Below are 26,825 nucleotides of genomic sequence, written 5' to 3'. Positions count from 1 at the left end.
CCGTCAGCCCTTCGCGTCGGCGAAGCGCCAGACCGTGGTGCGCTTGACCTCGGCGTCCTCGAGATCGCGGGTGGTGGGCACCTGATAGGCCGCCAGGGCGACCAGCCGGTCCTTGGGAAGATAGCTGCGGCCGGGGTCGCCCAGCAGCACCGTCGCGCCGCGGCGGGCGAGGCCCTCCAGCCACGCGGCCGCGGCGGCGGCCATGTCGCGCTCGTAACAGACGTCGCCGGCCAGGACGACGTCCCAGCCCCGGTCCTGCCCGACGACGTCGCCGAGGGCGGCCTCGATCGCGACGCCGTTGGCGCGGGCGTTGAGCCCGATCGCCGCCAGCGCGAAGGCGTCGATGTCGGTCGCCTCGACCCGCGCGGCCCCCGCCATCGCGGCCGCGATCCCGGCCAGGCCCGAGCCGGAGGCGAAGTCGAGCACCCGCCGGCCCCGGACCGTCTCGGGATGGTCCAGGATCCAGCGGGCCAGCGCCTGCCCGCCGGCCCAGGCGAAGGCCCAGAAGGGCGGCGCGAGGCCGATCTCGCCGAGCTCCTCCTCGGTCTTCGACCACAGCTCGGTCGCCACGGTGGCGACATGGAGCCGGATCTCCGGCGCATGCGGGGTGGGCAGGAGCTCGGTGTTGAGGCGGATGAACTCCGCGCGGTCGAGAGTCGGGATGGCGCTGGTCACGCAGGATCTCCGCGGCCCCGCGCCGGCGCGCCCCGGACGGGACGGCGCGGCCTGGGGGCGCGCGTCGTGATACCATCCGGCGCGGCGGGAGTCCGGCCGATCCGCCCGCGCTCGGACATCCGCCCGGAATACGCGCCCAAAGGCTCTAGCCACGCCTGTCCGATGCCTGTATAAGCCCGGCTTCGAATTTGCGGCTGGCGGCCGAAGGCCTGTTCACGCCCGATCGCCACCCTTGATACGCCGGAGAGTTCCATGGCCGTTCCGAAGCGAAAGACGTCTCCCATGAAGCGCGGTTTCCGCCGGTCGGCGGACGCGCTCGCCAACCCGACCTATGTCGAGGACAAGGATTCGGGCGAGCTGCGCCGTCCCCACCACATCGACCTGAAGACCGGCATGTATCGCGGTCGCCAGGTGCTGAAGGTCAAGACCGAGGCGTAAGCCGCCGCGGGCGGCTCCTGCGGGAGCCGCGTCGCTCAGGCGACGACGTCGAGGCCGGCGCGAGTCGCGGGCCTGCGCAACACCGACGAAGATCGATACGCAGCGGCGCCCTCATCCGGCGCCGCTCTGCGTTTGGCGCGCTGTGATGGAAGCGCCTCGCGCATGGCGACGAGTTGCGCCAGGAAGGCCGCGTCGGCGCGCGGCGCGCCCGGCAGGCTCTCGGAATCCCGGGCCGGTTCGGCGCGCGCCGGATCGAGCGGCGCGATCACCGCGACGGCCCGACCCTGCTGCTCGACCTCGCTCATCCGGATCATCCCTGTTCGTCTCGAAACGAAACGGCCCCCTGCGGGTTCCGGGCTGCGCTGCAAGAGCCTTGCCTCACGCTCCCGGCCCGCATTAACCCCGCCTTAACCTTCGCTCCTTCACCGTGGGACCGCAACGGCGCGCAACGCCTTGGCTTGTGGACGGCGCAGCTCTCCAGCCTGCGGATGACGAGGCTTTCGGCCCATGGACGACCGGCGAGACGGAGCCTCTGGGACGCCCTCCCGGTCGGAAGACCTCGTGGCGGCGACGATCGCCGACCTTCGGGTCGTGCTGAGCTCCATCGGCGAGACGCTCTACACCTGGAACATGGCCTCCGACGAGATCGCCTGGGGCGGCAATGCGCCCGCGCTGTTCGGCTTTCCCGACGTCTCGGCGATCGCGTCGGGGCGGGCCTATGCGCGGCTGATCGCGCCGGATTCGGGCTCGTCGCGCTATGAGGCGGTGACGCGCTCGGGCCAGCGCGACGACGGGCATGGCGCGCCGTTCCAGACCACCTACGCGGTCAAGGCCGGCAAGGGGCCGCCCCTTTGGGTGCAGGACACCGGCCGGTGGTTCGCGGGCGCTGACGGCCGGCCCGTGCGCGTCCACGGGGTGGTCCGGGTGGTGGCCGAACCCGTGCTGGACACGGCGGCGAGCGGCGTGGACGACCTGACCGGCGCGATGACGCGGGCGCAGTTCGCCGAGGCGCTGGGCGAGGAGATCGCGCTGGCGCGCCGCCAGCAGCGCTCGCTCGGCGTGGCGCTGATCGGCATCGAGGGGCTGGCCGACATCAACGAGGCCTTCGGCCTCGACGCCGCCGACGAGGTGATCGCCGGGACGGCGCAGCGCCTGCGGGCGGTCATGCGCCGGGGCGACAGCCTGGCGCGCTACTCGGGCAACAAGCTCGCCGTGATCCTGATGGGCTGCGGCGAGGAGCAGATGCCGATCGCGGCGCAGCGCTTCGTCGACGCGGTGCGGGCGGAGCCGATGCCGACGTCGGCCGGGCCGATCGGCGCGTCGGTGCGCATCGGCGGCATCCTGCTGCCGCGCTTCGGGCAGACCGCCGCGCAGGCCATGCAGCATGTCGAGGAGGCGCTGAACGACGCCAAGCTGTCGCCCAGCCGCAACTTCGTGGCCTTCGCGCCGGATCGCCGCCGCGACGCCCGGCGCCAGAGCAACCGCCGCTTCACCGACGAGATCCTGGCCGCGCTCAACGACAGGCGTGTCACCATGGCGCTGCAGCCGATCGTGGAGGCGGGCTCACGCAAGACTGTCTACCACGAGGCGCTGGTGCGGGTGGTGGGACGCGACGGCGCGCTGCTGCCGGCCTCGCAGGTCGTGCCGGTGGCCGAGAAGCTCGGCCTCGTGCAACTGATCGACCACCGGATGCTGGACCTGGTGGTCGCCGAACTGGTCGAGCTGCCGGCCGCGCAACTCTCCCTCAACGTGTCCAGCGCCACGCTGCGCCAGCCCGACTGGGTGGAGGCGCTCTCCGGGCGCCTCTGCTCCGCGCCCGACATCGCCCGCCGCCTGGTGGTGGAGATCACCGAGACCTGCGCGATCGAGGACCTGGAGGCGACGCAGCGCGCCATCGAGGCCATGCGGGCGCTGCAGATCCGGGTGGCGATCGACGATTTCGGCTCGGGTCACACCTCGTTCCGGCATCTGCGCGACCTGAACTTCGATCTGATCAAGATCGACGGCGCGTTCGTGCAGAATCTCGGCCGCTCAACCGACGACCGCTTCTTCGTCCGGACGCTGGTCGATCTCGCCCGCCATCTCGGCGTGCCGACCGTGGCCGAGTGGGTGCAGGACGAGGAAACGGCCCGCATCCTGGAGGGATGGGGCGTGGACTACCTGCAGGGAGAGCTGTTCGGCCAGACGGTCAAGCCCGTCACGCCCGCCGGGCCGGCCCTGACCGCGGCGCTGATATGACGCGCCGCCGGAGCGGGTCAGCCCGAAAGCTTGTCGAGGCGCTTCTGCACGTCTGAGAGCTGCCGCTTCAGCTGCTCGAGCTCGCCGGCTTCGGTCTCCGCGGACTTCGCCGCCGGCGCGCCCGGCTGGGCGGCGGCGTCCTCGCCGGGGATCGGGAAGGGCGTGAACATCTTCAGCGCGTCCCGGAACACCGTCATGTTCTTCTGGACCTGCTCCTCCATCGCGCTGAACGCGGCGGAGCCGAACGTATTCGGGCCGAAGGTCGTCGACAGGTGATCGCGGAATTTCTGCTGGTTCTGGGTCAGCATCTGGATGGAATGCTCCAGGTAACTGGGCACCAGGGCCTGCATGCTGTCGCCGTAATACCGGATCAGTTGGCGCAGGAATGCGATCGGAAGCAGGTTTTGCCCGCTCTTTCCTTCCTGCTCGAAGATGATCTGGGTCAGAACGGAGCGGGTGATGTCCTCGCCGGTCTTGGCGTCGAAAACAACGAAGTCTTCGCCCTTCTTCACCATGCCGGCCAGGTCGTCGAGCGTGACGTAAGTGCTCGTGCCGGTGTGGTATAGACGCCGATTGGCGTATTTCTTGATGACGGTCGGTTGCTTTTCGGTGGCCATTGTCTTCGCTGAACAAACGCCTCGGACGGAGGCCGGCGATCTATCCCAGACGATAAGCCGTTCTGCGCAGCGCACAACCCGTATAATGAGACTTTGGTCAATAGAGAGGCGAATCCGCCACCAAAGGCTGAGACGCCGGGCCCTTGCGCGTCTTGACGCTGCGCAAAGCGCGTCGGAAAGATGCCATTAACATCCGGACGAGAGCGAACATGCGCTCCCGCAGGCGGACGTCACATCCAGGAGGAAGCAACATGGCGGCAACCGACATCGTGATCGTGAGCGCGGCGCGCACGGCCGTGGGTTCATTCAACGGCGCCTTCGCGAACACGCCCGCCCACGAGCTGGGCGCGGCGGCCGTCAAGGCGGCCATCGAGCGCGCCGGCGTCGCCGCCGACGAGGTGGACGAGGTCATCCTCGGCCAGATCCTCGCAGCCGGCCAGGGCCAGAACCCGGCCCGCCAGGCCGCCATGAAGGCCGGCGTGCCGCAGGAGAAGACCGCCTGGGGCCTCAACCAGCTCTGCGGCTCGGGCCTGCGCGCCGTCGCCATCGGCATGCAGCAGATCGCCAACGGCGACGCCCGCGTCATCGTGGCCGGCGGCCAGGAATCGATGTCGCAGGCGCAGCACGCGGCCCACCTGCGCAACGGCCAGAAGATGGGCGAGCTCAAGCTCGTCGACACGATGCTGAAGGACGGCCTGCTGGACGCGTTCCACGGCTACCACATGGGCAACACGGCCGAGAACGTCGCCACCAAGTGGCAGCTGACCCGCGAGGAGCAGGACCGCTTCGCCACGGCCTCGCAGAACAAGGCCGAGGCGGCCCAGTCCGGCGGCAAGTTCAAGGACGAGATCGTCCCCTTCACGGTGGCGTCCCGCAAGGGCGACATCATCGTCGACCAGGACGAGTATATCCGCCCCGGCACCACCTACGAGGCGGTCGCCAAGCTGCGGCCGGCCTTCTCCAAAGACGGCACCGTGACGGCCGGCAACGCCTCCGGCATCAATGACGGCGCGGCCGCGCTGGTGATCATGACGGCCGCCGAGGCGCAGCGCCGCGGGCTGACGCCGCTGGCCCGCATCGCCTCCTGGGCGACGGCCGGCGTCGATCCGGCCGTGATGGGGACCGGGCCGATCCCGTCCTCCCGCAAGGCGCTCGAGAAGGCCGGCTGGAAGGTCGGCGACCTCGACCTGATCGAAGCCAACGAGGCCTTCGCCGCGCAAGCCATCGCGGTCAACAAGGACATGGGCTGGGACACCGACAAGGTGAACGTCAACGGCGGCGCGATCGCGATCGGCCATCCGATCGGCGCCTCGGGAGCCCGCGTGCTCGTCACCCTGCTGCACGAGATGAACCGCCGCGACGCCAAGAAGGGCCTGGCGACGCTGTGCATCGGCGGCGGCATGGGCATCGCCATGTGCCTGGAGCGCTAAGCTCCGGCTCGACGGCTCGACGGACCGGGGGAAACCCCCGGCCCGCGGCTGAACCAGGCCGCAGACGGGCGCTAGTCCCGCATCGCGGACCCATCAGGGAGAGGATGACGCCATGGCCAGAGTTGCACTGGTTACGGGAGGCACGCGCGGCATCGGCGCGGCCATCAGCAAGGGGCTGAAGGCGGCCGGCTTCAACGTCGCGGCGAACTACGCCGGAAACGACGAGGCCGCGCAGGCCTTCAAGGCCGAGACCGGCATCCCGGTGTTCAAGTGGGACGTCGGCGACTTCGACGCGAGCGCGGCCGGCGTCGCCAAGGTGGAGGCCGAACTCGGCCCGGTCGACGTGCTGGTCAACAACGCCGGCATCACCCGGGACGGCTTCTTCCACAAGATGACCAAGGACCAGTGGTCGGCCGTCATCCGCACCAACCTGGACAGCCTGTTCAACGTCACCCGCCCGGTCTGGGAGGGGATGCGCAACCGCAGCTTCGGGCGCGTGATCGTGATCTCGTCGATCAACGGCCAGAAGGGCCAGATGGGCCAGGTGAACTATTCGGCCTCCAAGGCGGGCGATCTCGGCTTCGTCAAGGCGCTGGCCCAGGAGGGCGCGGCCAAGAACATCACCGTCAACGCCATCTGCCCCGGCTATATCGGGACCGAGATGGTGCGCGCCATCGACGAGAACGTGCTGAAGACCCGCATCATCCCGCAGATCCCGGTGGGCCGCCTCGGCGAGCCGGAGGAGATCGCCCGGATCGTGGCGTTCCTGGCCTCGGACGACGCCGGCTTCATCACCGGCTCGACCATCTCAGCCAATGGCGGGCAGGCGATGACCTGAGGTCCGCTCCGGCTTCGCATCGGGCGCTCGCGCCCGGTGCGGGCTGGAAGCCCCGCGGGCCAGATCGGCGCTTTTCATGCCGGCGCGGAATGGCTAGACCTGCGCGGTGAACGCGCCGTCCCTGATCGCCACTCCCGCACGCTCCTCCTTCGCCGCGACCCTGTCCGGTTTCGGGGCCATCCTGCTGTGGTCGTCGCTGGCCCTGATGACGGCGGCGTCCGGGACGGCTCCGCCCTTCCAGCTGGCCGCCATGACGTTCGCGATCGGGGGCGCGATGGGGGCGCTGAGCTGGGTCGCGCGGCCCGCCGCGGCGCGCAGCCTAGCGCAGCCCTGGCCGGTCTGGCTGCTCGGGGTCGGGGGCCTCTTCGGCTATCACGCGCTCTATTTCGCCGCGCTGCGCTTGGCCCCGCCGGCCGAGGCCGGGCTGGTCGCCTATCTGTGGCCGCTGCTCATCGTGCTGTTCTCCGCCCTCTTGCCGGGGGAACGGCTGAAGCCGGTCCACGTGGCCGGGGCCCTGATGGGCCTCGCCGGCGTGGCGGTGCTGATCGCCGGCCGCACGGGCGGGCTGTCGCTCGATCCGCGCTACGCGCCCGGCTACGGGCTCGCCTTGGCCTGCGCCTTCGTGTGGTCGGGCTATTCTGTGCTGTCGCGGCGCTTCGGCGCGGTGCCGACCGACGCGGTGGTGGGCTTTTGCCTCGTGACGGCGGCGCTGTCGCTGGCGTGCCATCTCGCCTTCGAGACCACGGTCTGGCCGACGGGCGCGACGCAATGGCTCGCTATCGTCGGGCTCGGCCTCGGCCCGGTCGGGGCGGCGTTCTACCTGTGGGACCACGGCGTGAAGCACGGCGACATCCGGCTCCTCGGCGTCGCCTCCTACGCCGCGCCGGTGCTGTCCACCATCATCCTGGTCGCGGCGGGCTTCGCTTCGGCGACCTGGTCGCTGGCCGCCGCGACCGGGCTGATCGTCGCCGGCGCGCTGCTGGCCAGCCTGGACGCGCTGCGCCGGCGCTGAGCGGCTTTCAGAGCGTCACATAGGAGTAGCGGTAGGCCTCGCGGAAGCCGAAGTCCCGGTAGAGCGCCACCGCCGGCGCGTTGGCGGCGACGACCTGCAGATAGGCGCGCATCGCGCCCTGCGCCCTGGCCCAGGCGAGCAGCGCCTCCATGAGGGCGCGGCCGTGGCCCTGCCGGCGCGACGCCGGGTTGGTGCAGACATGGAAGATCCCGGCGACGCCCCTCTCGCATGCGACGCGGCCGAAGGCGGCGGGCCCGTCCTGCGCGAAGGCCGTGGCGAAGCCCTGGGGCATCCGCACGGCGTCCACCAGCCGCCCGATCAGCAGGCGCTCGTCCGGGCTCGCTCCCGAGGCCGCCATGCCGTCGAGCCAGCCCTCGGTGACGCAGTCCAGGATCGAGACCGACGCGGGCGGCTCGAAGCGGCCCACCGGAGCGACCATCACCGAGGTGGCGTCCTGGTCGATGTCGAACCCCATCCCGGCCAGCTCGCGCGCCGGCTCCTCGCCGGCGAGCGGGGTGAGCCGCACGGTGCAGGGAACGTCGCGCTGGGCGCACAGCTTGCGGGCGAGCGCGAGCGTCTCGCCGAAACGCCCGGGCTCGGGCTTGACGGCGGTCAGCGAGTTGACCCGGCGGGACCGCGAGCCCGGCGCGAAGCGCAGCTCCCAGCCATGCACGGCGACATATTCGGGCGCCGGCCAGGCGCGGGCGCTGTGGCGCTCCAGCGCGGCCGTCAGGGCCAGCGCGGGGTCGGGACGGGTTTCGGCGGTCATGTCCGCCATGGGCGGCTCCTTGCGATGCAGGCTCAGGCGCGCCGCGGCGTCGGACGCCAGTCCGGCGGGGCGAGCTCGAAGCCGGAGAACTCGAAACCGGGCGCGACCGTGCAGCCGACCAGCGTCCAGGCCCCCAGGCTGACGGCGGTCTGCCAGCAGCCGGCCGGAACGACGATCTGCGGCCGCTGGCCGACGCGCAGATGCGGGCCGAGATGATGCGCGGACGCGTCATGGCCGTTGGGCGACAGGGTGATGACCAGCGGCGCCCCGGCGTAATAGTGCCAGGTCTCGACCGCGTCCACCCGATGCCACTCCGACACGTCTTCGGCGCGCAGCAGGAAGTAGATGAGCGTGGAGGCGGCGCGCCCGTCGGGGCCGCGCATCGGGTCGCGGAAGGTCTCGCGGAAGAAGCCGCCCTCAAGGTGCGGCTCCAGGCCGAGCAGGGCGACGATCTCGGCCGCCGTCATGGACGGGTCTTCGCCGCTCACGGTCACGCCCGGTTCTTGCGCTCGCGCAGCTCCGTGAAGACCTCCAGCGGGCTGCGGCCCGCCATGCCGACGGCCGCGGCCACCGCCGGGTCTGCGGCGCGCAGGAACGGGTTGGTGGCCTTCTCGCGGCCGATGGTGGTCGGCAGCGTGAAGGCGCCGGCGGCGCGCAGCTGCTCCACCTCGGCGGCCCGGGCCCTGAGGGCGGCGTTGTCCGGATCCACGGTCAGCGCGAAGCGGGCGTTGGACAGGGTATATTCGTGCCCGCAATAGACGCGGGTCTCGTCCGGCAGGGCCGCGAGCTTGCCCAGCGACTTGAACATGTCGGCGGGCGAGCCCTCAAACAGCCTGCCGCAGCCGAGCGAGAACAGCGTGTCGCCGGAGAACAGCAGCCGCTCCTCCGGGAAGTGATAGTTGATGTGGTTGCGGGTGTGCCCGGGCGTCTCGATGACGGTCGCGCCGAGCGACCCGACGATGACGGCGTCGCCCTCGCTGAGCCCGCGGTCCATGCCGGGGATGCGGTCCTGGTCCTTGGCGGGACCGATCACGCGGGCGCCGGTGCGCGCCTTCAGGCCCGGGATGCCGGCGATGTGGTCGTCATGGTGATGGGTCACCAGGATGTGGGTCAGCGTCCACCCGGCCTCGTTCAGGGCGTTCAGGATAGGCTCCTCCTGGCAGGCGTCGATGGACGCCGTCGCCCCGGTCGAGGGATCATGCAGCAGCACTCCGAAATTGTCGGATGCGATGATGAACTGGCGGATCTCGGCGGGCATGGGTCACCTGTGGGGGATCGGGCCGCCCGCGGGCGGCCCTGGAACGGGCGTGTCAGGCGCTTATTGTCGGGTGGCGCCTTGCATCCGGCAATGGCGTTCTGCTTCATGGCTGCCGCCCACCGGAGCGCAAGCGCGCATGACGCCATCGTCCATCATCGGTCCGCCATGAGTCTCGACGTCGTCGACCTGCGCACCTTCTACTCCGGCCCGCTCGGCGCCGTGGCCCGGCGCCTGCTCGGCCGCGCCATCCGGGCGCGATGGGAGAACGTGTCCGGCATGGCGGTGCTGGGGATCGGCTACGCCACGCCCTATCTGGACGCCTTCACGCATGAGGCGGAGCGGACCATCGCCGTGATGGGCGCGGCGCAGGGCGTGGTGAACTGGCCGCCCAACGGGCTGTCGGCGACCGCGCTGGCGGAACTGGACATGATGCCCCTGCCGGACGCGTCCATGGACCGGATCCTGGTCGTGCACGCGCTGGAGACGGGCGAGAGCCCACGCGAGCTGCTGACGGAGATGTGGCGCATCCTCAACCCCGGCGGGCGGCTCATCATCGTCGCGCCGAACCGGCGCGGCCTGTGGGCGCGCATGGACACCACGCCGTTTGGGCAGGGCCAGCCCTTCTCGCGCGGCCAGCTCACCGGCGTGCTGCGGGAGGCGCTGTTCTCGCCCGTGCACTGGGCCGAGGCGCTCTATGTGCCGCCGATTCCCCGCCGGGCTTTCCTGAAGTCGGCCATCGCGTGGGAGCGCGTGGGGGTGACGCTGGCGCTGCCTTTCGCCGGCGTCCACATCATCGAGGCGACCAAAACGCTGTACCGGCCGGTGGCGGTGCGGCAGGCCCGGCGCGTCGCGACGCGGATGCGGCCGGTGCTGGCGCCCGCGCCCGCGTCCCGGCTCCCGGACCCGGCGCGCATGGCGTCGCTTGACTAACAGGGCGCGGCGGGCCACTTATCCGCCGCCCAGGCTCCCCCCATGCGGGGCTTGTTTTCACCGGGCGGATCACCTCCGCCCCCAGCGACAGGCGCCGACATTCGCCCGATGCGAAGCTATCTCGACTTTGAAAAGCCCGTCGCGGAGCTCGAGGCCAAGGCCGACGAGTTGCGCAGCGTCGCCGAAAGCAGCGGCTCGCCCGCGCTGGCCAAGGAGATCGAGCAGCTCGAGGCGAAGGCCGGGGCCCAGCTGAAGGACCTCTACGCAGCCCTGACCCCGTGGCAGAAGACCATGGTGGCGCGCCATCCGCTGCGGCCGCATTTCGTCGATTACCTGTCGGCCCTGATCGAGGACTTCACGCCGCTGGCCGGCGACCGGGTGTTCGGCGAGGACGAGGCCATCATCGGCGGCTTCGGGCGGTTCCGCGGCCAGTCGGTCTGCGTCATCGGCCAGGAGAAGGGCGCCGACACCGAGACCCGCCTCAAGCACAATTTCGGGATGGCCATGCCGGAGGGCTACCGCAAGGCCGCCCGGCTGATGGAGCTCGCCGACCGCTTCGGCCTGCCGGTGCTTAGCTTCGTCGACACCGCCGGCGCTTATCCGGGCATCGGTGCGGAGGAGCGCGGCCAGGCCGAGGCCATCGCCCGGTCCACGGACGCGTGCCTGGCGCTGGGAGCGCCCAATGTCGCGCTGGTGATCGGCGAGGGCGGATCGGGCGGCGCGGTGGCGATCGCCAGCTGCAACACGGTGCTGATGCTGGAGCACGCCATCTACACGGTGGCGTCGCCGGAGGCCTCGGCGTCCATCCTGTGGCGCGACAGCGCGCGGGCGCAGGACGCCGCCACCAACATGAAGATCACCGCGCAGGACCTGCTGAAGTTCGGCGTCATCGACGGCATCGTGCCCGAGCCGGCCGGCGGGGCGCACCGCGATCCCGATGCGGCCGTGCAGGCGGCCGGCCAGGCGCTCGAAGCCGAGCTGGCGCAGCTCACGGGCTTTTCGCGGGACGAGATTCGTGCCAAACGTGCTGAGAAGTTTTTGGCCGTAGGCCGGAAGCTCTAGCCAAGGCGCGACAGACGCCAGGCTGTTAAGACTCGGTTCACCACGCTGGCGCAAGCCTGCGACCGCCGGTAAGGTTCCGTAAAGGTTGACGGTTCTAATCGAGCGCAGGGGTCGCAACGACGATCTCGAGGATTGCCTGATGTCGATGACGCTGTCCCAGATATCGAAGCTTCGGGCGTCTTTCGCCCGCGCTCCGCTCGCCCGCCTCGCCGTCCTGGGCATGGCAGGAGCGTTCCTGGCGGGCTGCAACGCCGAGTCCGGACGTTACCCGGCGCGCGCGTACGCGCCGATCCCGTCCGACACGCTGGCCCTCATGGCGAGCCAGGGCGCGACGCGCAGTTCTCCGGTCCTGATCCGCGCCTACAAGAAGGAGTCCGAGATCGAGGTCTGGAAGCAGAACTCGACCGGCCAGTACGCGCTCATCAAGACCTACCCGATCTGCCGCTGGTCGGGGCAGCTCGGTCCCAAGAAACGCGAAGGGGACCGTCAGGTTCCCGAGGGCTTCTACCAGGTCACCTCGGCCCAGATGAATCCGAACTCGGCCTACTGGCTGAGCTTCAATGTCGGATATCCGAACCCGATGGAACGCGCCATGGGCCGCAACGGCGGCGACATCATGGTGCACGGGACCTGCTCGTCGCGTGGCTGCTTCGCGATGACGAACGAGCAGATCGAGGAGATCTACGCCGTCATGCGCGAGTCCCTGAACGGGGGCCAGAAGGCGGTTCAGTTCCAGTCCTACCCGTTCCGGATGACGGCGGAGAACCTCGCCAAGTTCCGCCACGACCCGAACATGCCCTTCTGGAAGAACCTGAAGGAAGGCAGCGATCATTTCGAGGTCACCAAGCAAGAGCCGAAGGTGGCCTATTGCGGCGGCAAATACGTGTTCGACGCCGACGGCGCCCAGCGCCTCGACCCGACCGGCGCCTGCCCGGCCATCAAGACGGACGAGAGCATCGCCCAGGCGGTGGCCGCCAAGGACCGGCAGGACCAGGAGAAGGTCGCCGAGCTCGTCAGCAAGGGCGTGGCGGCGGTCCGCGTGCAATACGCCGACGGCGGCCAGCACATGTCCTACCGCACCGGCCGCTACGCCGCCTCCGCCAGCTCCGACGACCGCTATGCGGCCGCCGCGATGACGCCGGTCAAGATGGCGTCGATGGGCGACATCAGCCGACCCGAGGCGGTCGACGCGGTCGAGGAATACGCTGTCGACGAGCGCGGGCAGCGCAAGCAGGCCCCGGTCGCGGTGGCGCAGGCCGAGCCGGCGCCCTTGAAGGCGCCCGTCGAGAAGAGCGCGGTCGCCAAGGCGGCCCCGGCCAAGAGCGAACCCGCCAAGGCCGTCGCGTCGCACGAGGCCGGCAAGGCCCCGCGGATGGTGGCGACAGCCCAGCCGGCGGCCCCCGTCGCCGCAGCGGCCCCGGTCTCCGCAGCGGCGCTCGCGCCGGCCCCGGCTCCGTCGGGCGCCTTCAGCGCCATCGGCTCGCTGTTCGGATCCCGGTCCGAAGGCGGCGTCGCGTCCGCCTCCGCCGCGCCGGCCAAGGCGGGCGAGAGCGAGGGACGGCCCTTCTACAAGCGCTGGCTCGGCGTCGGCGCCGACGAGCAGGCCTCCGCGCCGGTTTCCAGCGAGCCCGCCCAGCCGCAGCCCATCAAGGCCCCGCTGCCGCCCCGTCGGCAGGCCAAGGCTCCCGACGCGCCGCCCCAGCGGCAGGCCTCGCTGCAGCAGTAAGGTCCGGGCGACCCCGACACAGCAAAAAGGCCGGCTTCGCGCCGGCCTTTTTCATGTCTGGAGCGACGAGGCGAAGCGGGCCCGCAGGCCCGCGCCGCGGGTCAGGCGATGGCGCCGTGGCAGTGCTTGTACTTCTTGCCCGAGCCGCAGGGGCAGGGCTCGTTGCGGCCGACGCGGCCCCAGGTCGACGGGTCGTTCGGATCGCGCTGCGCCGCCGGGACCGGCTCGTCCGCCTGGAAACCAAGCTGCATGGCCGCCCGCGTGTGCACGTCCATGGGGGCCATCTCGTTCTCGCCCGTCAGCGGGTCGAGATGGGTGGCCTGCATGGGCGGCAGCTCCTGCTGCGGCGGGGCGTCGAACATCACCTCCACCCGCATCAGCTGGGCGGTGACCTGCTCGCGCAGATGCGTGATCAGGCCGTCGAACAGCTCGAAGGCTTCCTGCTTGTACTCGTTCAGCGGGTCGCGCTGGGCCATCGAGCGCCAGCCGATGACCTGCCGGAGGTGGTCCAGCGTGACGAGATGCTCGCGCCACAGGTGATCGAGCATCTGGAGCAGCACCTGCTTCTCCACATAGGTCATCACCTCGGCGGTGTTCTTCTCGATGCGCCCCTCATAGGCCTCGTCGGCGGCGGCCTTGATGCGCTCGCGGATCTCCTCGTCGGCGATCCCCTCCTCCTTGGCCCAGTCGCTGACCGGGACCTCCAGGTTGAGCAGGCGCTGCACGTCCTCGTCGAGGCCGGCGACGTCCCACTGCTCGGGATAGGCGGCCTCGGGGATGTGGCGGGCGACGAGGTCGTCGACGACGCCGTGGCGCATGTCGTCGATGGTGGCCCGCACGGTCTCCTCGGCCATGAACTCGCGGCGCTGCTCGAACACGACCTTGCGCTGGTCGTTCATGACGTCGTCGTATTTCAGGATGTTCTTGCGCATGTCGAAGTTGCGGGCTTCGACCTTCTGCTGCGCCTTCTCGATGGCCTTGTTGATCCAGGGATGGATGATCGCCTCATCCTCCTTCAGGCCCAGCTTCTGCAGCATGCCGTCCATGCGCTCGGACCCGAAGATGCGCATCAGGTCGTCCTGCAGCGACAGGAAGAACTTCGAGCGCCCGGGATCGCCCTGGCGGCCCGAGCGGCCGCGCAGCTGGTTGTCGATGCGCCGGCTCTCGTGCCGCTCGGTGCCGACCACGTAGAGGCCGCCGGCGGCGAGCGCCTTCTGCTTGAGCTCGGCGACCTCCGCCCGGATGGCCTCGATCCGGCCGTCGCGCTCCTCGCCCTCGGGCAGGTCGACCAGTTCGTGGCGGATGCGCATGTCGGCGTTGCCGCCGAGCTGGATGTCGGTGCCGCGGCCCGCCATGTTGGTGGCGATCGTGACCGCGCCGGGCACCCCGGCCTGGGCGACGATGAAGGCCTCCTGCTCGTGGAAGCGGGCGTTCAGGACCGCGAAGGTCCGGGCCGGCTTGCCGTCGCGGGCGGCGCGGTAGAGCGGCTCCAGGGCGGCCGGATTGGAGAAGTCGATCAGCGTATAGCCCTGCTCGACCATGAAGTCGGCGAGCTGCTCGGACTTTTCGATGGAGGTGGTGCCGACCAGGATGGGCTGGCCCTTCTCGGCTGCGGCCTCGATCTCGCGCACGATCGCCTTCACCTTCTCGGCGGCGGTGCGATAGACCTCGTCATCCTCGTCGAGGCGGCTGACCGCCAGGTTGGTCGGGATCTCGACGACCTCGAGCCTGTAGATGTCGAGGAACTCGTCCGCCTCGGTGGCGGCCGTGCCGGTCATGCCGGCGAGCTTCTTGTAGAGACGGAAATAGTTCTGGAACGTGATCGAGGCCAGCGTCTGGTTCTCGGGCTGGACCTGGACGCGCTCCTTGGCCTCGAGCGCCTGGTGGAGGCCTTCCGAATAGCGGCGGCCCGGCATCATGCGGCCGGTGAACTCGTCGATGATGACGACCTCGCCGTTGCGCACGATGTAGTCCTTGTCGCGCTGGAACAGCGTGTGCGCGCGCAGCGCCTGGTTGACGTGATGCACCAGGGTGGCGTTGGCGGCGTCGTAGAGCGAGCCTTCCTTCAGCAGGCCTGCGCCCTCCAGCAGCTCCTCGATGTGCTCGTTGCCGGCCTCCGTCAGGGACACGGCGCGCTGCTTCTCGTCGACATCGTAGTCGCCCTTCACCAGCCGGGGCAGCAGGGCGTCGATGGAGTTGTAGAGCTCGGACCGGTCGTCCAGCGGGCCGGAGATGATCAGCGGCGTGCGCGCCTCGTCGACCAGGATGGAGTCCACCTCGTCGACGATCGCGAAGTTGTGTCCGCGCTGGACCATCTGGTTCAGCTCGTACTTCATGTTGTCGCGCAGGTAGTCGAAGCCGAACTCGTTGTTGGTGCCGTAGGTGATGTCGCAGGCGTAGGCTTCGGCCCGCTCCATGTCGTCCAAGCCATGCACGATGATGCCGACGCTGAGGCCCAGGAAGCGGTAGACCTGCCCCATCCACTCCGCGTCGCGGCGGGCCAGATAGTCGTTCACGGTGACGACGTGGACGCCCTTGCCGCTGAGGGCGTTCAGATAGGTCGGCAGGGTGGCGACGAGCGTCTTGCCTTCGCCGGTCTTCATCTCGGCGATCGAGCCTTCGTGAAGCACCATGCCGCCGATGAGCTGCACGTCGAAATGGCGCTGGCCGAGCACGCGCTTGGCCGCTTCGCGCACCGTCGCGAAGGCAGGCTCCAGGATGTCGTCGAGACTCTTGCCGTCGGCCACCTGCCGCTTGAAGTCGTCCGTACGGGCGCGAAGCTGCTCGTCCGTGAGGGCGGAGACCTCCGCCTCCAGCGCATTGATGGCCGCGATCCGGGGACGGTACGTCTTCAGCCGTCGGTCGTTGGCCGAGCCGAACACCTTCTTGGCAAGTGCGCCGAACATCGAAGACCCTTCTAACGTCGAAAGCCGGCGAGACGGTCGGGACCGGTCGCCGGGGAGGGATTGTCGGAGGGGCTTATAGCGCCATCCGCGTCGAGACGCACGGCCCTTTAAGCTTTCAGGCGGAACGCCGGGGTCCGCCCGAGCGGCGCCGCGGCTTCGTCAAGATGGTGTCACGTTGCGGGTTTTTCAAACAGGGAGAGGGTTCGGCGCGACAACACGACTTGCAAGCCGTTGCGCCATGCTCCACTTCTGCGCAGCGAAGCGCGACCACCTGCGCTCCCGAGCGCCGAACCGGAATCGACACTGATGATTGACGCGAAGCACGCATTCCGCCCCACCCCGTTCACCAGTTCGGCCAGGATCCTGACACTCGCGGCCGTCGCGCTCGGGCTGGGGCTCGTGGCCGCGCAGGCCCAGACGGCCCCCGCCCCCGCCTCCGACAAGGTCGTGGCCACGGTGGACGGCATCAAGATCACCGAGCGGGACCTGGAGTTGGCCTCCGAGGATCTCGGCGCCAGCATGCCGCAGATGCCCGAGCCGGCGAAGCGCGACTATCTGGTCGGCTACCTGTCCGACCTGAAGCTCGGCGCCCGCGCCGCCCGCGACGCCAAGGTGGGGTCGAACCCCGACTTCGAGACGAGGCTCGCCTACCAGCGCGACAAGCTCCTGCTCGACGAATATCTCGGCCAGGAGGCCAAGAAGGCCGTCAGCGAAGACAAGATGAAGGCGCTCTACGCCGACACCGTGAAGGACCTGAAGCCGGAGCCGGAGATCCACGCGCGCCACATCCTGGTGGAGAAGGAGGAGGACGCCAAGGCGGCCGCCGAGCGCGTCAAGAAGGGCGAGGACTTCGCCAAGGTGGCGGCCGAACTCTCCAAGGACCCGGGTTCGGGCAAGGAGGGCGGCGACCTCGGCTGGTTCGCGAAGGACCGGATGGTGCCGGAATTCGCCGACGCGGCCTTCAAGATGGAGCCCGGCCAGGTCTCCGACCCGGTGAAGAGCCAGTTCGGCTGGCACGTCATCAAGGTGGAGGAGAAGCGGAACAAGCCGGTTCCCCCCTTCGACGAGGTCAAGGACCAGATCCAGCAATACCTGACCCGCAAGGCCCAGACCGACATCGTCCTGGCGCTGCGCTCGAAGGGCAAGGTCGAACGTCTCGACAAGCCCGCCGAAGCGGCCAAGCCCGCCGAAGCGGCCAAGCCGGCCGATGCGGCCAAGCCCGCCGACGCCGCGAAGCCGGCCGAGCCCAAGAAGCCCTGATCCCAGCCTGTCCACAGGACCGGGGGCGGTCGTCCCCCGGTTCTCCACAGCTTTTCCCCATCCGGCTCCGCCCCGCTTCGGACCCGCCGCCGGCCCGGCGGCCCTCCCGCTCCCCATCGCCCCATCGAGGCCCGTCATGGCGACCGCCGTCTCTCCGCTCGCCCCTGCGTCCTTCCCGGACCTGCCGCCCGTCGAAGGCGTGGCCTTCGCCACCGCGGCCGCCGGGATCCGCTACAAGGGACGCACCGACGTCCTCCTGCTGCGCCTGGCCGAGGGCACGACGGCGGCGGGCGTGTTCACCCGCTCCAAGTGCCCCTCCGCGCCGGTCGACTGGTGCCGCAAGGCGCTGACCGGCGGCAAGGCCCGCGGCCTGGTGGTCAATTCGGGCAACGCCAACGCGTTCACGGGCAAGACCGGCGCCGCCGCCGTGAAGCTCACCGCTGACATCGCCGCGAAGGCGCTGGGCTGCGCGCCGGACGAGATCTTCCTGGCGTCGACGGGCGTCATCGGCGAGCCGCTGGACGCCACCAAGTTCGAGGGCGTGCTGCAGGACTGCGCCGGCCGCGCCGCCGACGCGCCCTGGCTGGAGCCCGCCAAGGCGATCATGACGACCGACACCTATCCGAAGGGCGCGACCGCGAAGGCCAGCATCGGCGGCGTCGAGGTCGTGATCTGCGGCATCGCCAAGGGCGCGGGCATGATCGCGCCCGACATGGCCACCATGCTGTCCTTCGTGTTCACGGACGCGCCGATCGCCGCCGAGGCCCTGCAGGCGATGCTGTCGCGCTCGGTGAAGGGCTCGTTCAACGCCATCACGGTCGACAGCGACACCTCCACCTCCGACACGCTGATGCTGTTCGCCACCGGGGCCGCCGCGGCCAAGGGCTGCCCGCGCATCGACGAGGCCTCGGACCGGCGGCTCGCCGGCTTCCGCAAGGCGCTGGACGGCGTGCTCCTGGACCTCGCCCACCAGGTGGTGAAGGACGGCGAGGGCGCGCGCCACTTCGTCGGCGTCACCGTGGAGGGCGCGGTGAGCGCCTCCTCGGCGCGCCGCATCGCCAAGTCGATCGCGGACTCGCCGCTGGTGAAGACCGCCATTGCGGGCGCGGACGCCAATTGGGGCCGGGTGGTGATGGCCGTCGGCAAGGCGGGCGAACCGGCCGACCGCGACAGGCTCGCGATCTCCTTCGGCCCACATCGCGTGGCGGTGAACGGCGCTCGCGACATGGCCTATGACGAGGAGAAGGTCTCCGCGTATATGGAGGGGCAGAACATCGACATCCGGGTCGACATCGGGCTGGGGAGCGGCAGGGCGACGGTGTGGACCTGCGACCTCACCAAGGAGTATGTCGAGATCAACGGCGACTACCGCAGCTGAGGCGGCGGGCGCAACCCGGCTAGCGCCAAGCTTGTGTTGTCCTCGCCGGAGAGTCCGCCCAAGCTCCCGTCGAGGAGCCTGGCATGTCGAAACTTCCGGTGATCTTCTGCGCAGTCGCCCTGCTGCTGGGCGGCTGCATGGCCCAGCAGCCGATCGAGACGTCCTTCGACGACGCCATGGCGGCGCAGGCCAAGGCGCAACTCGCGCCGGGGACCGGGACGGTCAAAGGCAGCGCCTTCCTGCGCAAGCCGAACGGGAATTTCGTCACCGCCGGCGGCGAGTGGGTCTACCTCATCCCGGCCACGCCTTACGCGAGGGAGCGTTTCGGCAAGCTGTTCGGCGAAAAACACTATAACCGCGCTTTCCTGGGACGGTCGGTGGCGCCGGCCGACCCTGTCTACGCCGAGCTCATGCGCAAGCAGAAGGCCCACAAGGACGGGTCCTTCAAGTTCGAGGACGTCAAGGCGGGCCGCTACATCGTCTCCACGACGCTCGTCTGGCTGCCGGAGGACGAGTATTTCCTGCGCGGCGGGGCCATGTATGACGAGGTGACCGTCAAGGAGGACGAGACGGTCGAGGCGATCCTCTCGGGCAAATAGGCGCGGGCTCCGGCCTGCGCCGTACGGGACGCCACGGCGCGAAAAATGCCCTATAAGCGCGCGGCGAAACCCGCCTGGAGCCGCCGCCGTGAAGATCGTCCTCGTCGCCGCCTGCGCCCTCATCGACGCCGATGGGCGCGTCCTGATCGCCCAGCGGCCCGAAGGCAAGCAGCTCGCCGGCCTGTGGGAATTCCCGGGCGGCAAGGTCGAGCCCGGCGAGCGCCCCGAGGAAACGCTGATCCGCGAACTGAACGAGGAGCTCGGGATCGCCGTGAAGGAGGCCTGCCTCGCGCCGCTGACCTTCGCGAGCCACACCTACGAGACGTTCCAGCTGCTGATGCCGCTCTGGGCGTGCAAGCGGTGGGAGGGGCTGGTGATCCAGAAGGAGCACCAGGCCCTCAAATGGGTGCGGCCGAACAGGCTGCGCGACTACCCGATGCCGCCCGCCGACGAGCCGCTGATCCCGGCCCTGATCGACCTGGTCGGCGCCTGACGTGGCCGCCGTCGCGCCGCTGTCCAACGCCTCCCTGATCGGGCGATTGCTGGCCTGCTCGCTGCTGTGGTCCTCGGGCTTCCTGTTCATGAAGCTCGCGGTCGGGGTGCACCCGTTCGTGGTCGCCGCGAGCCGGGCCGGGGTGGCGGCCCTGGCGCTCTCGGCGTGGTTCGTGCTGCGGGGCCAGAGCCCCGTTCCGCGGCGCAACGAGATGGCGCCCTGGCTGATGCTGGGCACCCTCAACGGGTGGCTGCCCAACGTGCTCACCGCCTATGCGCTGGCGCAGATCACGGCCGGGCTGAGCTCCATGATCCAGGCCTCCGGCCCCCTGATGGTGGCGGTGATCTCGCATTTCGCCTTCGCGGAGGAGCGGCTCACGGTGCGGCGGATGGTGGGCGTCGCCATCGGCTTCGTCGGCATGGCGGTGCTGATCGGGCCCGCCGCCTTCCTGGACGCCGACGCCGGCGCGCTCGGCATGCTGGCGATGGCGGCGGTGTCGCTCAGCTACGCCATCGGCAATGTCTACGCCCGGACCGTGCGGGACGTGGAGCCGGCCCGGATGGCGCTCGGGCAGCAGACCGTCTCGGCGCTGGCGGCGACCTCGCTCGCGCTGGCCTTCACGCGCGACGCGGCGGCGGGCCAGATCGCCGCGAACCTGCCGTCCTTGCTGGCGCTAGGGCTCGTGGCCACCGCCATCCCGATCACCATCTTCATGACGCTCATCCGCCGGGCGGGGCCGACCCGCGCGGCCATGATCGGCTATCTGCTGCCGGTCTGGGCGACGCTGCTGGCCGTGATCTTCATCGGCGAGACCGTGAGCCTGCGCGACCTGGCGGGAGCCGCCGTGATCCTGGCGGGCGTCTGGATCGTCACCACGGCGCCGCGGCCGGAGGCGGATGCGCCCTAGACGCGCAGCTCTTCCAGGGCCTCCCGCATCGGGGCGGGGATCGGGACGGGGCGCTGCGTGGCGCGGTCGACCGCGACATGGACGAATCGCCCATGCGCGGAGGCGACCTCCTGGCCGGCGCGGAACACGCCCAGCCCGTAGGTGACCGAACTGGTCCCGAGCTTTTCGACCGAAAACCCGATCTCCACGCTGTCCGGGAAAGCGACGCTCTCGAAATAGCGGCAGCCGGTCTCCACCACGAGGTTGATGATCGCGCCCCCGGCGATGTCCAGGAATCCGCGCTCCACCAGCCAGCCGTTCACGGCCGTGTCGAACCAAGCGTAATAGACGACATTGTTGACGTGGCCGTAGACGTCGTTGTCGGCCCAGCGGGTCGGGATCGTGGCGAAGCGGCGGAAATGCGACCGGGTCGGGCGCGCCGGGCGCGCAGGGGCGGGAGCAGTCACGGAGGTCACCAGGCCTGCCTGTAGATCGAGAGCGCGTCCGCCTCGGTGAGGGGGCGCGGATTGTTGACCAGCAGGCGCGTCTGGCGCATGGCGTCGGCGGCCAGCGTCGGCAGGGCCTCCTGCGGGATCCCGACGTCGCGCAGGCGCGACTCCAGGCGGCAGGCCGGGGCCAGCCCGCCGAGCGCCTCCGCGAAGGCGTCGGCCCGCGCCGCTTCGGGGACCTCGGCCAGCTCGGGGAAGAGGTCCGCGGCGATCTCGGCGTAGAGGGGCGCGGCCGCGGGCGCGTTGAAGCGGATCACGTGGGGCAGCACGAGCGCGTTGGAGAGCCCGTGTGGCACGTGGTAGCGCCCGCCAATCGGATAGGCGAGGGCGTGCACGGCCGCCACCGGCGAGTTGGCGAAGGCCTGGCCGGCCAGCATGGCCCCCAGCAGCATGTTGCCGCGCGCCGCGGCGTCTGCGCCGTCCTGCACGGCGGCCAGCAGGGATCGGCCGAGCAATTGCAGCGCCTGGCGGGCGAGCATGCGCGACAGCGGATTGTTGTTGGGGGACGCCGACGCATAGGCCTCGATCGCATGCACCATGGCGTCGATGCCGGTGGCGGCGGTGACGTGGGGCGGCAGGCCGAAGGTCAGCTCGGGATCCAGCAGCGCCACGTCGGGCAGAATCGCCGGGGAGACCACGCCCTTCTTCTCGTTCTCGCCCGTGGTGACGATCGAGATGGGGGTGACCTCCGAGCCCGTGCCGGAGGTGGTCGGGACGAGGATCAGGGGCAGGCGCGGCCCGCGGGCGAGGCCGACGCCGTAGATGTCGGCGAGGCTCTCGCCGCCGCCCGCCAGCAGGGCGACCAGCTTGGCCACGTCCATCGACGATCCGCCGCCGAGCCCGATCACGCCGGTGGCGCCGAAGTCCCGGGCCGCCTCGACGGCGGCGAGGACGACGTCCTCGGGCGGGTCGGCCACGACCGCGTCGAACACGCTCGCCTCGACGCCGGCCGCCCGCAGGGGCGCCAGCGCCCTCTCGATCAGGCCGGAGCGCATGATCCCCGCATCGGTGACGAGCGCGACGCGCCGGCCCGCCTCCCGGGCGGCGATGTCGCCCAGCCTGGCGATGACGCCGTCGCCGAAGACGATGGACTTGGCCGTGTTGAACGTGAACGGCGACATCGGACGCTCTCCAGAACCTGACCGGGGCACGGTAGCGGCGGCCGGCGGCCGCGCAAAGGGGGCGGCTCAGGCGGCGGGCGTGCGCCCCGTGAAGGCCTGGGCCAGGAACAGCCCGCCATGCCGCAGGCCCTCCTGGTCGATGCTGTGCTCGAGCCCGAAGGACAGGTGCCATTGGCAGGGCAGCCGGGCCTTGGCCATCCCGATCGCGGAGGCGAACAGCGCCTGGACCGGGATCACGGGGTCCTGGTCGCCGTGAACGAGCAGGACGGGCGGCGCGCAGGCGGCCTCCTCGGCCAGCCGCTCCGGGCCGACCAGCATGCCGGAATAGCCCACGATGGCGGCCGGCGCCCGGGGCCGGCGCAGGCCGGCATGCAGCGCCATCATGGTCCCCTGGCTGAATCCGACGAGGGCGAGCCGCGAATCGTCCAGCCCGCAGCGGGCCAGCTCGGCGTCGAGGAAATCGTCCAGCGCCGGCCTGGCGCCGCAGACGCCGGCCCAGAGCTCATGCGGATCGCGCCGCGAGAGGGGAAACCACTGGCGCCCGGTCGGGGCCTCGCCGCACGGCTCCGGCGCATGCGGGGAGGCGAAGGCCGCGTCCGGCAGCCAGCCGCGCCATTCGTCGGCGATGTCGATCAGGTCCCGCCCGTCCGCCCCGTAGCCGTGCAGCAGTACGACGAGTTGCCTGGAGATCCCCGAGAGCGGCGGCAGCCGCGGTCCGTCGATCCTGGTCGGCATCGTGCATCCTTTCAGCCGCCGGCCCCGAGCCGGTCGCGGTCGCCGGGCGGGGCAACGTCGCGCCCTCTCGTCACCCGATAATAGGCCCAGAGCAGCGTCGCGGCCGCGCCCCGCAGGGGACGCCAGCGCTCCGCCAGCGCAGCAAGGTCGGCCGGACCCGGCCGGATGGCAAGGCCGAAGCCCAGTCGCGCGGCCTCCTGCAAGGCGAGGTCTCCGGCCGGAAAGGCGTCGGGATGGCCAAGGCAGAACAGCAGGTAGACGTCCGCCGTCCAGGGGCCGACGCCCTTCACCGAACACAGCAGCGCATGCGCCTCGTCCGCCGCCATGTCGCCCAGGGCGTCCAGGGGAAGCCGGCCGCCCAGCGCCGCCTCGGCGATGGCCCGCACGGTCCGGATCTTGGCGGCCGAGAACCCGCAGGCGCGCAGGTCCTCGTCGCTCGCCTCCAGGATCGGGCCGGGGGCCGGCGGGTCGAAGCGGGCCGAAAAGCGCGTCCAGATCGCCGCCGCGCTGGCGGTGGAGACCTGCTGGCCGATCACGATGGCGCAGAGCCCGCCGAAGCCGGGCGGCCGCCGGCGGGGCGACACGGGGCCGACCGCCGCTCGCAGCGGCGCCAAAGCCGGGTCGGCCTCGACCAGAGCGTCCAGGGCCGTCGCGAGCGTCTCGGGCGTGTCGATCATGCGCATGGCGGGGCGACTCGGTTTTGCGTTTCCGGGCGAGGCGTCCTGGGGCCTTCTGTGTTTCGGGGACAACACAGCATGCCCCCGTCTCCTGGCGCTCGCATGCTGTGGTGCGAAAAGCCGGTTTCCACCTTTTCGCAGCATGCTCTAGGTCTGGTCGACGCTTCGTCGCGCATGGGAGAACGCCGCTGGCCGGCCCGCAACCCGTATTCCGCTTCGCCCCCAGCCCGAACGGGCTGCTGCATCTCGGCCATGCGGCCTCCGCGCTGCTGAACGCGCAGCTCGCCTCCCGCCTCGGCGGACGCCTGCTGCTTCGGATCGAGGACATCGACCCGGGCCGGTCCCGGCCGGAGTTCGAGCGCGCCATCCGGGAGGACCTGGCCTGGCTGGGCCTCGACTTCGCCGAGCCGCCGCGGCGCCAGTCGGAGCACATCGCCGACTACGCCGCCGTGCTCGCGACCTTGCAGCGGGAGGGTCTCGCTTATCCGTGCTTCTGCACGCGGGGCCTCACGGCGCGCCTTGTCGCCGAGCGCGAGGCGGGCGGCGCGGCGTGGCCGCGCGATCCCGACGGCGCGCCGCTGCACGCCGGGCCGTGCCGCCAGCTCTCCGACGCGGAGCGGCGCCGACGCGTCGCCGCGGGCGAGCCGCACGCCCTCCGCCTGGCCACGGACGAGGCGCTCCGGCGCATCCTGGCGCGAGGCGGCGGGGCGGCGCCGGGGTGGGACGCATGGGATCCGGCGGCCGGAGACCAGCGCCGCGTTCCCGCCGATCCGGCGCGCTGGGGAGACGTCGTGATCGGCCGCAAGGACGTGGCGGCCAGCTACCATGTGGCGGTCACGCATGACGACGCCCTGCAGGGCGTCACCCATGTGGTGCGGGGAGAGGACCTGCGCGAGGCGACGCACGCGCACGCCCTCCTGCAGGCTCTGCTGGGCTGGCCGACGCCTGTCTACCACCATCACGCCCTGCTGCTCGGGCCGGACGGGCGCAAGCTCTCCAAGTCGCTGGGCTCCACCGCCCTGCGGGCGCTTCGGGCCGAGGGGGTGAGCGCAAGGGAGGTCCGGCGCCGGCTCGGCTTCACCGGATCCCCATGACGGCCAGCCAGAAGGCGGAGCTCAGCACGCACAGCGCCGTCGAGATCGCGATCGCGCCGGACGAGATGGCCACGCCGGTGCGATAGCGCTCGGCGAACAGATAGGCGTTCACCCCGCACGGCATGGCGGCGAAGAGCACCGCCACCCCCGCCCAGACATTCGGCATCGTGAACACGCGCGTCGCCAGCACCAGCACGACCAGCGGGTGGACGATGAGCTTCAGCGCCGTCAGCGCCACCGAGAGCAGCGGCTCGTCGCCCGCGCCGTAGCGTCGGAGCGCGATCCCCATGGCGAAGAGCGCGCAAGGGCCGGCCGCCGCGCCCAGCATGTCGACGATGGTCTTCAACGCGCCCGGGAGGGGAGCCCCGACCTGGCGGGCGAGGACGCTGACCGCGATGGCGATCAGGAGCGGGTTCATGACGAGCTGGCGGACGATGCGGCGCAGCGGCACGCCGCGTCCCTCCGCCAGCACGGTCGCGGTCGTCATCATGATCGGCAGGTGGATGGCGACCAGCAGGAAGAGCGGCACGGCCCCTTCCGGCCCATAGGCCTCCAGGATCAGCGGGATCCCGACCAGCACCGTGTTGGACTGGGCCGCCGTGAAGCCGGCCACCACGCCCTCCACATGCGACACGGCGAAGAACCGCCGCGCGATTTGCGCGCCGAGCGTCCACACCACAACGACGCCGCCGAAATAGGACAGCCAATAGCCCCAGGGCTGCGCCTCGGGAAGCTGGGCCGCGGTCAGCGTCTTGAAGATCAGCGCCGGGATCGCAATGGCGAAGACGAAGTCCGACAGGCCCTCGCCGGCCCGGTCCCCCAGATAGCCCGTGGCGCGCGAGACGTAGCCGAGGCCCAGAAGGCCGAAGACGGGCAGGACGACGGTGAGGACGTGCAGCATCGGGGGCCTTCGCGCCGCCCCGCGCCGCGCGGCGCCGACCGGTGGGGATCAGCGCTGCGCGCGCTCGGCGACCCGCGTGGCGCCCGGCGCCTTGCGGATGAGCTCGTCTATCCGCTCGCGTTCGCGTTGGAAAGCGCTGAGCTGCTGCGCGTCCAGCTCACGGTTGCGCGGCAGCTTGATGGTGAGCGGGTCGACCAGGTTCTCGTTGATCATCACCTCGTAGTGGAGGTGGGGCCCGGTGGAGAGGCCGGTGCTGCCCAGGAAGCCGATCACCTGGCCCTGGCGCACCCGCACGCCCTCCTTGATGCCCTTGCCGAAGCCCGACATGTGATTGTAGGTCGTCACGAACCCGTATTGATGCTCGATCTCGACCCGGCGCCCGTAGCCCGACTCCCAGCCGGCCAGCCGCACCCGGCCGTCGCCCGCGGCGACGATCGGGGTGCCGACCTTGTTGGCCCAGTCGACGCCGTTGTGCATGCGCGAATAGCGCAGGATGGGGTGGTAGCGCATGCCGAAGGTGGAGCGCAGCACGCCCTCGGCGATCGGCTTGCGGACCAGGAACTTGCGGTTCGACTTGCCCTGCTCGTCGAAGAAATCGACGACGTTCTGGTCGCCGAGCTGGAAGCGGTAATAGCGCTTCTGCTGGCCCGACACCGAAAGCGAAGCGTAGAGCACCTCCGGCTTGCCCTCGTTCTCCTCGTCCTCGGAGTAGAACACCTCGAAGCTGTCGCCGCCCGACACCCGGCGCTGCAGGTCGAAGTCGTAGAACGAGATCTTGACGAACTGGTCGACGACCGCGCGCGGGATGTCGTGCTTGAGCGCCGTCTCGTAAAGGCTGTCATAGAGGCGGATCCCGCCCGGCTGGTCCTCGGTCTCGTCGTCCTCGCTGGAGACGGGCGTCTCGGCCTGCGGCGGGGCGACGGAGACGAAGTCGTTGCGGTCGCTCAGCGCCGCGATGGCCACGATGGTCTCGCCGTCATAGATCATCACGCGCAGCACGGGAGCGACGCCCTTGGCGGCGGGCGCGAACAGGATTTTCAGCCGCTGGCCTTCCTTGACCGGCGCCTCCCTGAGGCGGGACGCGAGCGCGAGCTGGATGGACCGGACCTCCGCCAGGGTCGCCCCGTTGGCGCGCAGGACCTGCTCCAGCGTCTCGCCGCGCTTGACGGTGACGAGCCTCTCTTCCTGGGGCGGGGCCGCCTGGCGGGCGGTCGCGGCCGTCTTTGGCCGGGTGGTGACGTTCTCGGGGACGAAGGTCACCTGCATGGTGGAG

The 26,825-nt window shown here is 70.6% G+C and carries 27 protein-coding genes (1 of these 27 only partly in view); 14 read left to right on the top strand and 13 right to left on the bottom strand.

Annotated elements, in window-relative coordinates; translation table 11 throughout:
• Positions 1 to 3: 3 nt before the first annotated feature.
• Positions 4 to 675 (bottom strand): class I SAM-dependent methyltransferase, encoded by a 672-nt coding sequence (locus ABEG18_RS21235; protein ID WP_406855034.1) that lies wholly within the window; start codon positions 673 to 675, stop codon positions 4 to 6.
• Positions 676 to 927: 252 nt separating this feature from the next.
• On the opposite strand from ABEG18_RS21235, the gene rpmF reads away from it, so the two are divergent.
• Complete coding sequence (gene rpmF, locus ABEG18_RS21230; RefSeq protein ID WP_406855033.1) at positions 928 to 1,113, top strand: 50S ribosomal protein L32; 186 nt, start codon at positions 928 to 930, stop codon at positions 1,111 to 1,113.
• A 35-nt stretch (positions 1,114 to 1,148) separates the two neighbouring features.
• On the opposite strand, the gene ABEG18_RS21225 is transcribed toward rpmF, so the two are convergent.
• Positions 1,149 to 1,418 carry a hypothetical protein gene (locus tag ABEG18_RS21225; RefSeq protein ID WP_406855032.1) on the bottom strand — a complete coding sequence of 90 codons (270 nt, stop codon included), beginning with the start codon at positions 1,416 to 1,418 and terminating at the stop codon, positions 1,149 to 1,151.
• Between the two features lie 202 nt (positions 1,419 to 1,620).
• Between ABEG18_RS21225 and ABEG18_RS21220 the strand changes: the two genes are divergently transcribed.
• The gene (locus ABEG18_RS21220; protein WP_406855031.1) at positions 1,621 to 3,351 is read left to right on the top strand and encodes an EAL domain-containing protein; all 1,731 of its coding nucleotides are present in this window, start codon (positions 1,621 to 1,623) and stop codon (positions 3,349 to 3,351) included.
• 17 nt (positions 3,352 to 3,368) lie between these two features.
• On the opposite strand, the gene phaR is transcribed toward ABEG18_RS21220, so the two are convergent.
• Positions 3,369 to 3,968 (bottom strand): polyhydroxyalkanoate synthesis repressor PhaR, encoded by a 600-nt coding sequence (phaR, locus tag ABEG18_RS21215; RefSeq protein ID WP_406855030.1) that lies wholly within the window; start codon positions 3,966 to 3,968, stop codon positions 3,369 to 3,371.
• Positions 3,969 to 4,219: 251 nt separating this feature from the next.
• Between phaR and ABEG18_RS21210 the strand changes: the two genes are divergently transcribed.
• The 3 genes from ABEG18_RS21210 to ABEG18_RS21200 all read left to right on the top strand — a co-directional run bounded on the left by ABEG18_RS21210 (position 4,220) and on the right by ABEG18_RS21200 (position 7,248).
• Positions 4,220 to 5,398 (top strand): acetyl-CoA C-acetyltransferase, encoded by a 1,179-nt coding sequence (locus tag ABEG18_RS21210; protein WP_406855029.1) that lies wholly within the window; start codon positions 4,220 to 4,222, stop codon positions 5,396 to 5,398.
• A gap of 112 nt (positions 5,399 to 5,510) precedes the next feature.
• Complete coding sequence (phbB, locus tag ABEG18_RS21205) at positions 5,511 to 6,236, top strand: acetoacetyl-CoA reductase (protein WP_406855028.1); 726 nt, start codon at positions 5,511 to 5,513, stop codon at positions 6,234 to 6,236.
• A gap of 106 nt (positions 6,237 to 6,342) precedes the next feature.
• Positions 6,343 to 7,248 carry a DMT family transporter gene (locus tag ABEG18_RS21200; protein ID WP_406855027.1) on the top strand — a complete coding sequence of 302 codons (906 nt, stop codon included), beginning with the start codon at positions 6,343 to 6,345 and terminating at the stop codon, positions 7,246 to 7,248.
• 7 nt (positions 7,249 to 7,255) lie between these two features.
• Here the strand turns inward: ABEG18_RS21200 and ABEG18_RS21195 are convergent, their stop codons facing one another.
• From ABEG18_RS21195 to gloB, 3 genes are read right to left on the bottom strand one after another with little or no spacing between them, the layout of a single operon-like run.
• Positions 7,256 to 8,026, bottom strand: a complete 771-nt coding sequence (locus ABEG18_RS21195) for a GNAT family N-acetyltransferase (RefSeq protein ID WP_406855026.1) — start codon at positions 8,024 to 8,026, stop codon at positions 7,256 to 7,258.
• Between the two features lie 23 nt (positions 8,027 to 8,049).
• A complete protein-coding gene (locus ABEG18_RS21190; RefSeq protein WP_406858670.1) occupies positions 8,050 to 8,484 on the bottom strand; it encodes a cupin domain-containing protein in 435 nt (144 codons plus the stop codon).
• 23 nt (positions 8,485 to 8,507) lie between these two features.
• Positions 8,508 to 9,275, bottom strand: a complete 768-nt coding sequence (gloB, locus tag ABEG18_RS21185; protein WP_406855025.1) for a hydroxyacylglutathione hydrolase — start codon at positions 9,273 to 9,275, stop codon at positions 8,508 to 8,510.
• A 165-nt stretch (positions 9,276 to 9,440) separates the two neighbouring features.
• Between gloB and ABEG18_RS21180 the strand changes: the two genes are divergently transcribed.
• From ABEG18_RS21180 to ABEG18_RS21170, 3 genes are all read left to right on the top strand, one after another.
• Positions 9,441 to 10,205, top strand: a complete 765-nt coding sequence (locus ABEG18_RS21180; RefSeq protein ID WP_406858669.1) for a class I SAM-dependent methyltransferase — start codon at positions 9,441 to 9,443, stop codon at positions 10,203 to 10,205.
• 108 nt (positions 10,206 to 10,313) lie between these two features.
• Positions 10,314 to 11,267: an acetyl-CoA carboxylase carboxyltransferase subunit alpha gene (locus tag ABEG18_RS21175; RefSeq protein ID WP_406855024.1), complete on the top strand. Its 954-nt coding sequence runs from the start codon at positions 10,314 to 10,316 to the stop codon at positions 11,265 to 11,267.
• A 139-nt stretch (positions 11,268 to 11,406) separates the two neighbouring features.
• The gene (locus ABEG18_RS21170; RefSeq protein WP_406855023.1) at positions 11,407 to 12,993 is read left to right on the top strand and encodes a L,D-transpeptidase family protein; all 1,587 of its coding nucleotides are present in this window, start codon (positions 11,407 to 11,409) and stop codon (positions 12,991 to 12,993) included.
• A 101-nt stretch (positions 12,994 to 13,094) separates the two neighbouring features.
• Here ABEG18_RS21170 and secA read toward each other — a convergent pair whose 3' ends face one another.
• Positions 13,095 to 15,899, bottom strand: coding sequence for a preprotein translocase subunit SecA (secA, locus tag ABEG18_RS21165; RefSeq protein ID WP_406855022.1), 2,805 nt, complete (start codon positions 15,897 to 15,899; stop codon positions 13,095 to 13,097).
• A gap of 306 nt (positions 15,900 to 16,205) precedes the next feature.
• On the opposite strand from secA, the gene ABEG18_RS21160 reads away from it, so the two are divergent.
• The 5 genes from ABEG18_RS21160 to ABEG18_RS21140 all read left to right on the top strand — a co-directional run bounded on the left by ABEG18_RS21160 (position 16,206) and on the right by ABEG18_RS21140 (position 20,536).
• Entirely contained in the window at positions 16,206 to 17,159 is a 954-nt protein-coding gene (locus tag ABEG18_RS21160; RefSeq protein WP_406855021.1) for a peptidylprolyl isomerase, read from the top strand.
• A 136-nt stretch (positions 17,160 to 17,295) separates the two neighbouring features.
• Positions 17,296 to 18,537: a bifunctional glutamate N-acetyltransferase/amino-acid acetyltransferase ArgJ gene (argJ, locus tag ABEG18_RS21155; protein ID WP_406855020.1), complete on the top strand. Its 1,242-nt coding sequence runs from the start codon at positions 17,296 to 17,298 to the stop codon at positions 18,535 to 18,537.
• Positions 18,538 to 18,620: 83 nt separating this feature from the next.
• The gene (locus ABEG18_RS21150) at positions 18,621 to 19,136 is read left to right on the top strand and encodes a carboxypeptidase regulatory-like domain-containing protein (RefSeq protein WP_406855019.1); all 516 of its coding nucleotides are present in this window, start codon (positions 18,621 to 18,623) and stop codon (positions 19,134 to 19,136) included.
• 88 nt (positions 19,137 to 19,224) lie between these two features.
• Positions 19,225 to 19,629 (top strand): (deoxy)nucleoside triphosphate pyrophosphohydrolase, encoded by a 405-nt coding sequence (locus tag ABEG18_RS21145; protein WP_406855018.1) that lies wholly within the window; start codon positions 19,225 to 19,227, stop codon positions 19,627 to 19,629.
• A gap of 1 nt (position 19,630) precedes the next feature.
• Entirely contained in the window at positions 19,631 to 20,536 is a 906-nt protein-coding gene (locus tag ABEG18_RS21140) for a DMT family transporter (RefSeq protein ID WP_406855017.1), read from the top strand.
• Here ABEG18_RS21140 and ABEG18_RS21135 read toward each other — a convergent pair.
• The 4 genes from ABEG18_RS21135 to ABEG18_RS21120 form a co-directional block, all read right to left on the bottom strand.
• On the bottom strand, positions 20,533 to 20,982 hold the full coding sequence (locus ABEG18_RS21135; protein WP_406855016.1) for an acyl-CoA thioesterase: 450 nt from the start codon (positions 20,980 to 20,982) through the stop codon (positions 20,533 to 20,535). The genes ABEG18_RS21140 and ABEG18_RS21135 overlap by 4 nt on opposite strands.
• A gap of 5 nt (positions 20,983 to 20,987) precedes the next feature.
• A complete protein-coding gene (locus ABEG18_RS21130; RefSeq protein ID WP_406855015.1) occupies positions 20,988 to 22,145 on the bottom strand; it encodes an iron-containing alcohol dehydrogenase in 1,158 nt (385 codons plus the stop codon).
• A 66-nt stretch (positions 22,146 to 22,211) separates the two neighbouring features.
• Positions 22,212 to 22,880 carry an alpha/beta hydrolase gene (locus tag ABEG18_RS21125; RefSeq protein ID WP_406855014.1) on the bottom strand — a complete coding sequence of 223 codons (669 nt, stop codon included), beginning with the start codon at positions 22,878 to 22,880 and terminating at the stop codon, positions 22,212 to 22,214.
• An 11-nt stretch (positions 22,881 to 22,891) separates the two neighbouring features.
• The gene (locus tag ABEG18_RS21120; RefSeq protein WP_406855013.1) at positions 22,892 to 23,563 is read right to left on the bottom strand and encodes a DNA-3-methyladenine glycosylase family protein; all 672 of its coding nucleotides are present in this window, start codon (positions 23,561 to 23,563) and stop codon (positions 22,892 to 22,894) included.
• Positions 23,564 to 23,745: 182 nt separating this feature from the next.
• On the opposite strand from ABEG18_RS21120, the gene gluQRS reads away from it, so the two are divergent.
• Positions 23,746 to 24,651: a tRNA glutamyl-Q(34) synthetase GluQRS gene (gluQRS, locus tag ABEG18_RS21115; protein WP_406858668.1), complete on the top strand. Its 906-nt coding sequence runs from the start codon at positions 23,746 to 23,748 to the stop codon at positions 24,649 to 24,651.
• On the opposite strand, the gene ABEG18_RS21110 is transcribed toward gluQRS, so the two are convergent.
• Both ABEG18_RS21110 and ABEG18_RS21105 read right to left on the bottom strand, forming a co-directional pair.
• Entirely contained in the window at positions 24,635 to 25,552 is a 918-nt protein-coding gene (locus tag ABEG18_RS21110; protein WP_406855012.1) for an AEC family transporter, read from the bottom strand. The genes gluQRS and ABEG18_RS21110 overlap by 17 nt on opposite strands.
• 48 nt (positions 25,553 to 25,600) lie before the next feature.
• Positions 25,601 to 26,825: the 3' portion of a peptidoglycan DD-metalloendopeptidase family protein gene (locus ABEG18_RS21105; protein ID WP_406855011.1), read on the bottom strand. The gene runs 824 nt beyond the window's last position; 1,225 of the gene's 2,049 nt are visible here — the last part of the coding sequence; its start codon lies beyond the right edge, outside the window; it ends in the stop codon at positions 25,601 to 25,603.

Source organism: Alsobacter sp. KACC 23698, from assembly GCF_045348435.1.
Lineage (GTDB): Bacteria > Pseudomonadota > Alphaproteobacteria > Rhizobiales > Beijerinckiaceae > Alsobacter.
The sequence above is the reverse complement of the archived record's forward strand: the minus strand, read 5'-3'. Positions and strand labels throughout refer to the sequence as shown.

Excerpts from the sequence above, each read along its gene's own strand:
- rpmF (WP_406855033.1), top strand. The coding sequence starts at position 928 with ATGGCCGTTCCGAAGCGAAAGACGTCTCCCATGAAGCGCGGTTTCCGC.
- ABEG18_RS21225 (WP_406855032.1), bottom strand. The coding sequence starts at position 1,418 with ATGAGCGAGGTCGAGCAGCAGGGTCGGGCCGTCGCGGTGATCGCGCCG.
- ABEG18_RS21220 (WP_406855031.1), top strand. The coding sequence starts at position 1,621 with ATGGACGACCGGCGAGACGGAGCCTCTGGGACGCCCTCCCGGTCGGAA.
- phaR (WP_406855030.1), bottom strand. The coding sequence starts at position 3,968 with ATGGCCACCGAAAAGCAACCGACCGTCATCAAGAAATACGCCAATCGG.
- ABEG18_RS21210 (WP_406855029.1), top strand. The coding sequence starts at position 4,220 with ATGGCGGCAACCGACATCGTGATCGTGAGCGCGGCGCGCACGGCCGTG.
- phbB (WP_406855028.1), top strand. The coding sequence starts at position 5,511 with ATGGCCAGAGTTGCACTGGTTACGGGAGGCACGCGCGGCATCGGCGCG.
- ABEG18_RS21195 (WP_406855026.1), bottom strand. The coding sequence starts at position 8,026 with ATGGCGGACATGACCGCCGAAACCCGTCCCGACCCCGCGCTGGCCCTG.
- ABEG18_RS21190 (WP_406858670.1), bottom strand. The coding sequence starts at position 8,484 with ATGACGGCGGCCGAGATCGTCGCCCTGCTCGGCCTGGAGCCGCACCTT.
- gloB (WP_406855025.1), bottom strand. The coding sequence starts at position 9,275 with ATGCCCGCCGAGATCCGCCAGTTCATCATCGCATCCGACAATTTCGGA.
- ABEG18_RS21180 (WP_406858669.1), top strand. The coding sequence starts at position 9,441 with ATGAGTCTCGACGTCGTCGACCTGCGCACCTTCTACTCCGGCCCGCTC.
- ABEG18_RS21175 (WP_406855024.1), top strand. The coding sequence starts at position 10,314 with ATGCGAAGCTATCTCGACTTTGAAAAGCCCGTCGCGGAGCTCGAGGCC.
- ABEG18_RS21170 (WP_406855023.1), top strand. The coding sequence starts at position 11,407 with ATGTCGATGACGCTGTCCCAGATATCGAAGCTTCGGGCGTCTTTCGCC.
- secA (WP_406855022.1), bottom strand. The coding sequence starts at position 15,899 with ATGTTCGGCGCACTTGCCAAGAAGGTGTTCGGCTCGGCCAACGACCGA.
- ABEG18_RS21160 (WP_406855021.1), top strand. The coding sequence starts at position 16,206 with ATGATTGACGCGAAGCACGCATTCCGCCCCACCCCGTTCACCAGTTCG.
- argJ (WP_406855020.1), top strand. The coding sequence starts at position 17,296 with ATGGCGACCGCCGTCTCTCCGCTCGCCCCTGCGTCCTTCCCGGACCTG.
- ABEG18_RS21150 (WP_406855019.1), top strand. The coding sequence starts at position 18,621 with ATGTCGAAACTTCCGGTGATCTTCTGCGCAGTCGCCCTGCTGCTGGGC.
- ABEG18_RS21130 (WP_406855015.1), bottom strand. The coding sequence starts at position 22,145 with ATGTCGCCGTTCACGTTCAACACGGCCAAGTCCATCGTCTTCGGCGAC.
- ABEG18_RS21125 (WP_406855014.1), bottom strand. The coding sequence starts at position 22,880 with ATGCCGACCAGGATCGACGGACCGCGGCTGCCGCCGCTCTCGGGGATC.
- ABEG18_RS21120 (WP_406855013.1), bottom strand. The coding sequence starts at position 23,563 with ATGCGCATGATCGACACGCCCGAGACGCTCGCGACGGCCCTGGACGCT.
- ABEG18_RS21110 (WP_406855012.1), bottom strand. The coding sequence starts at position 25,552 with ATGCTGCACGTCCTCACCGTCGTCCTGCCCGTCTTCGGCCTTCTGGGC.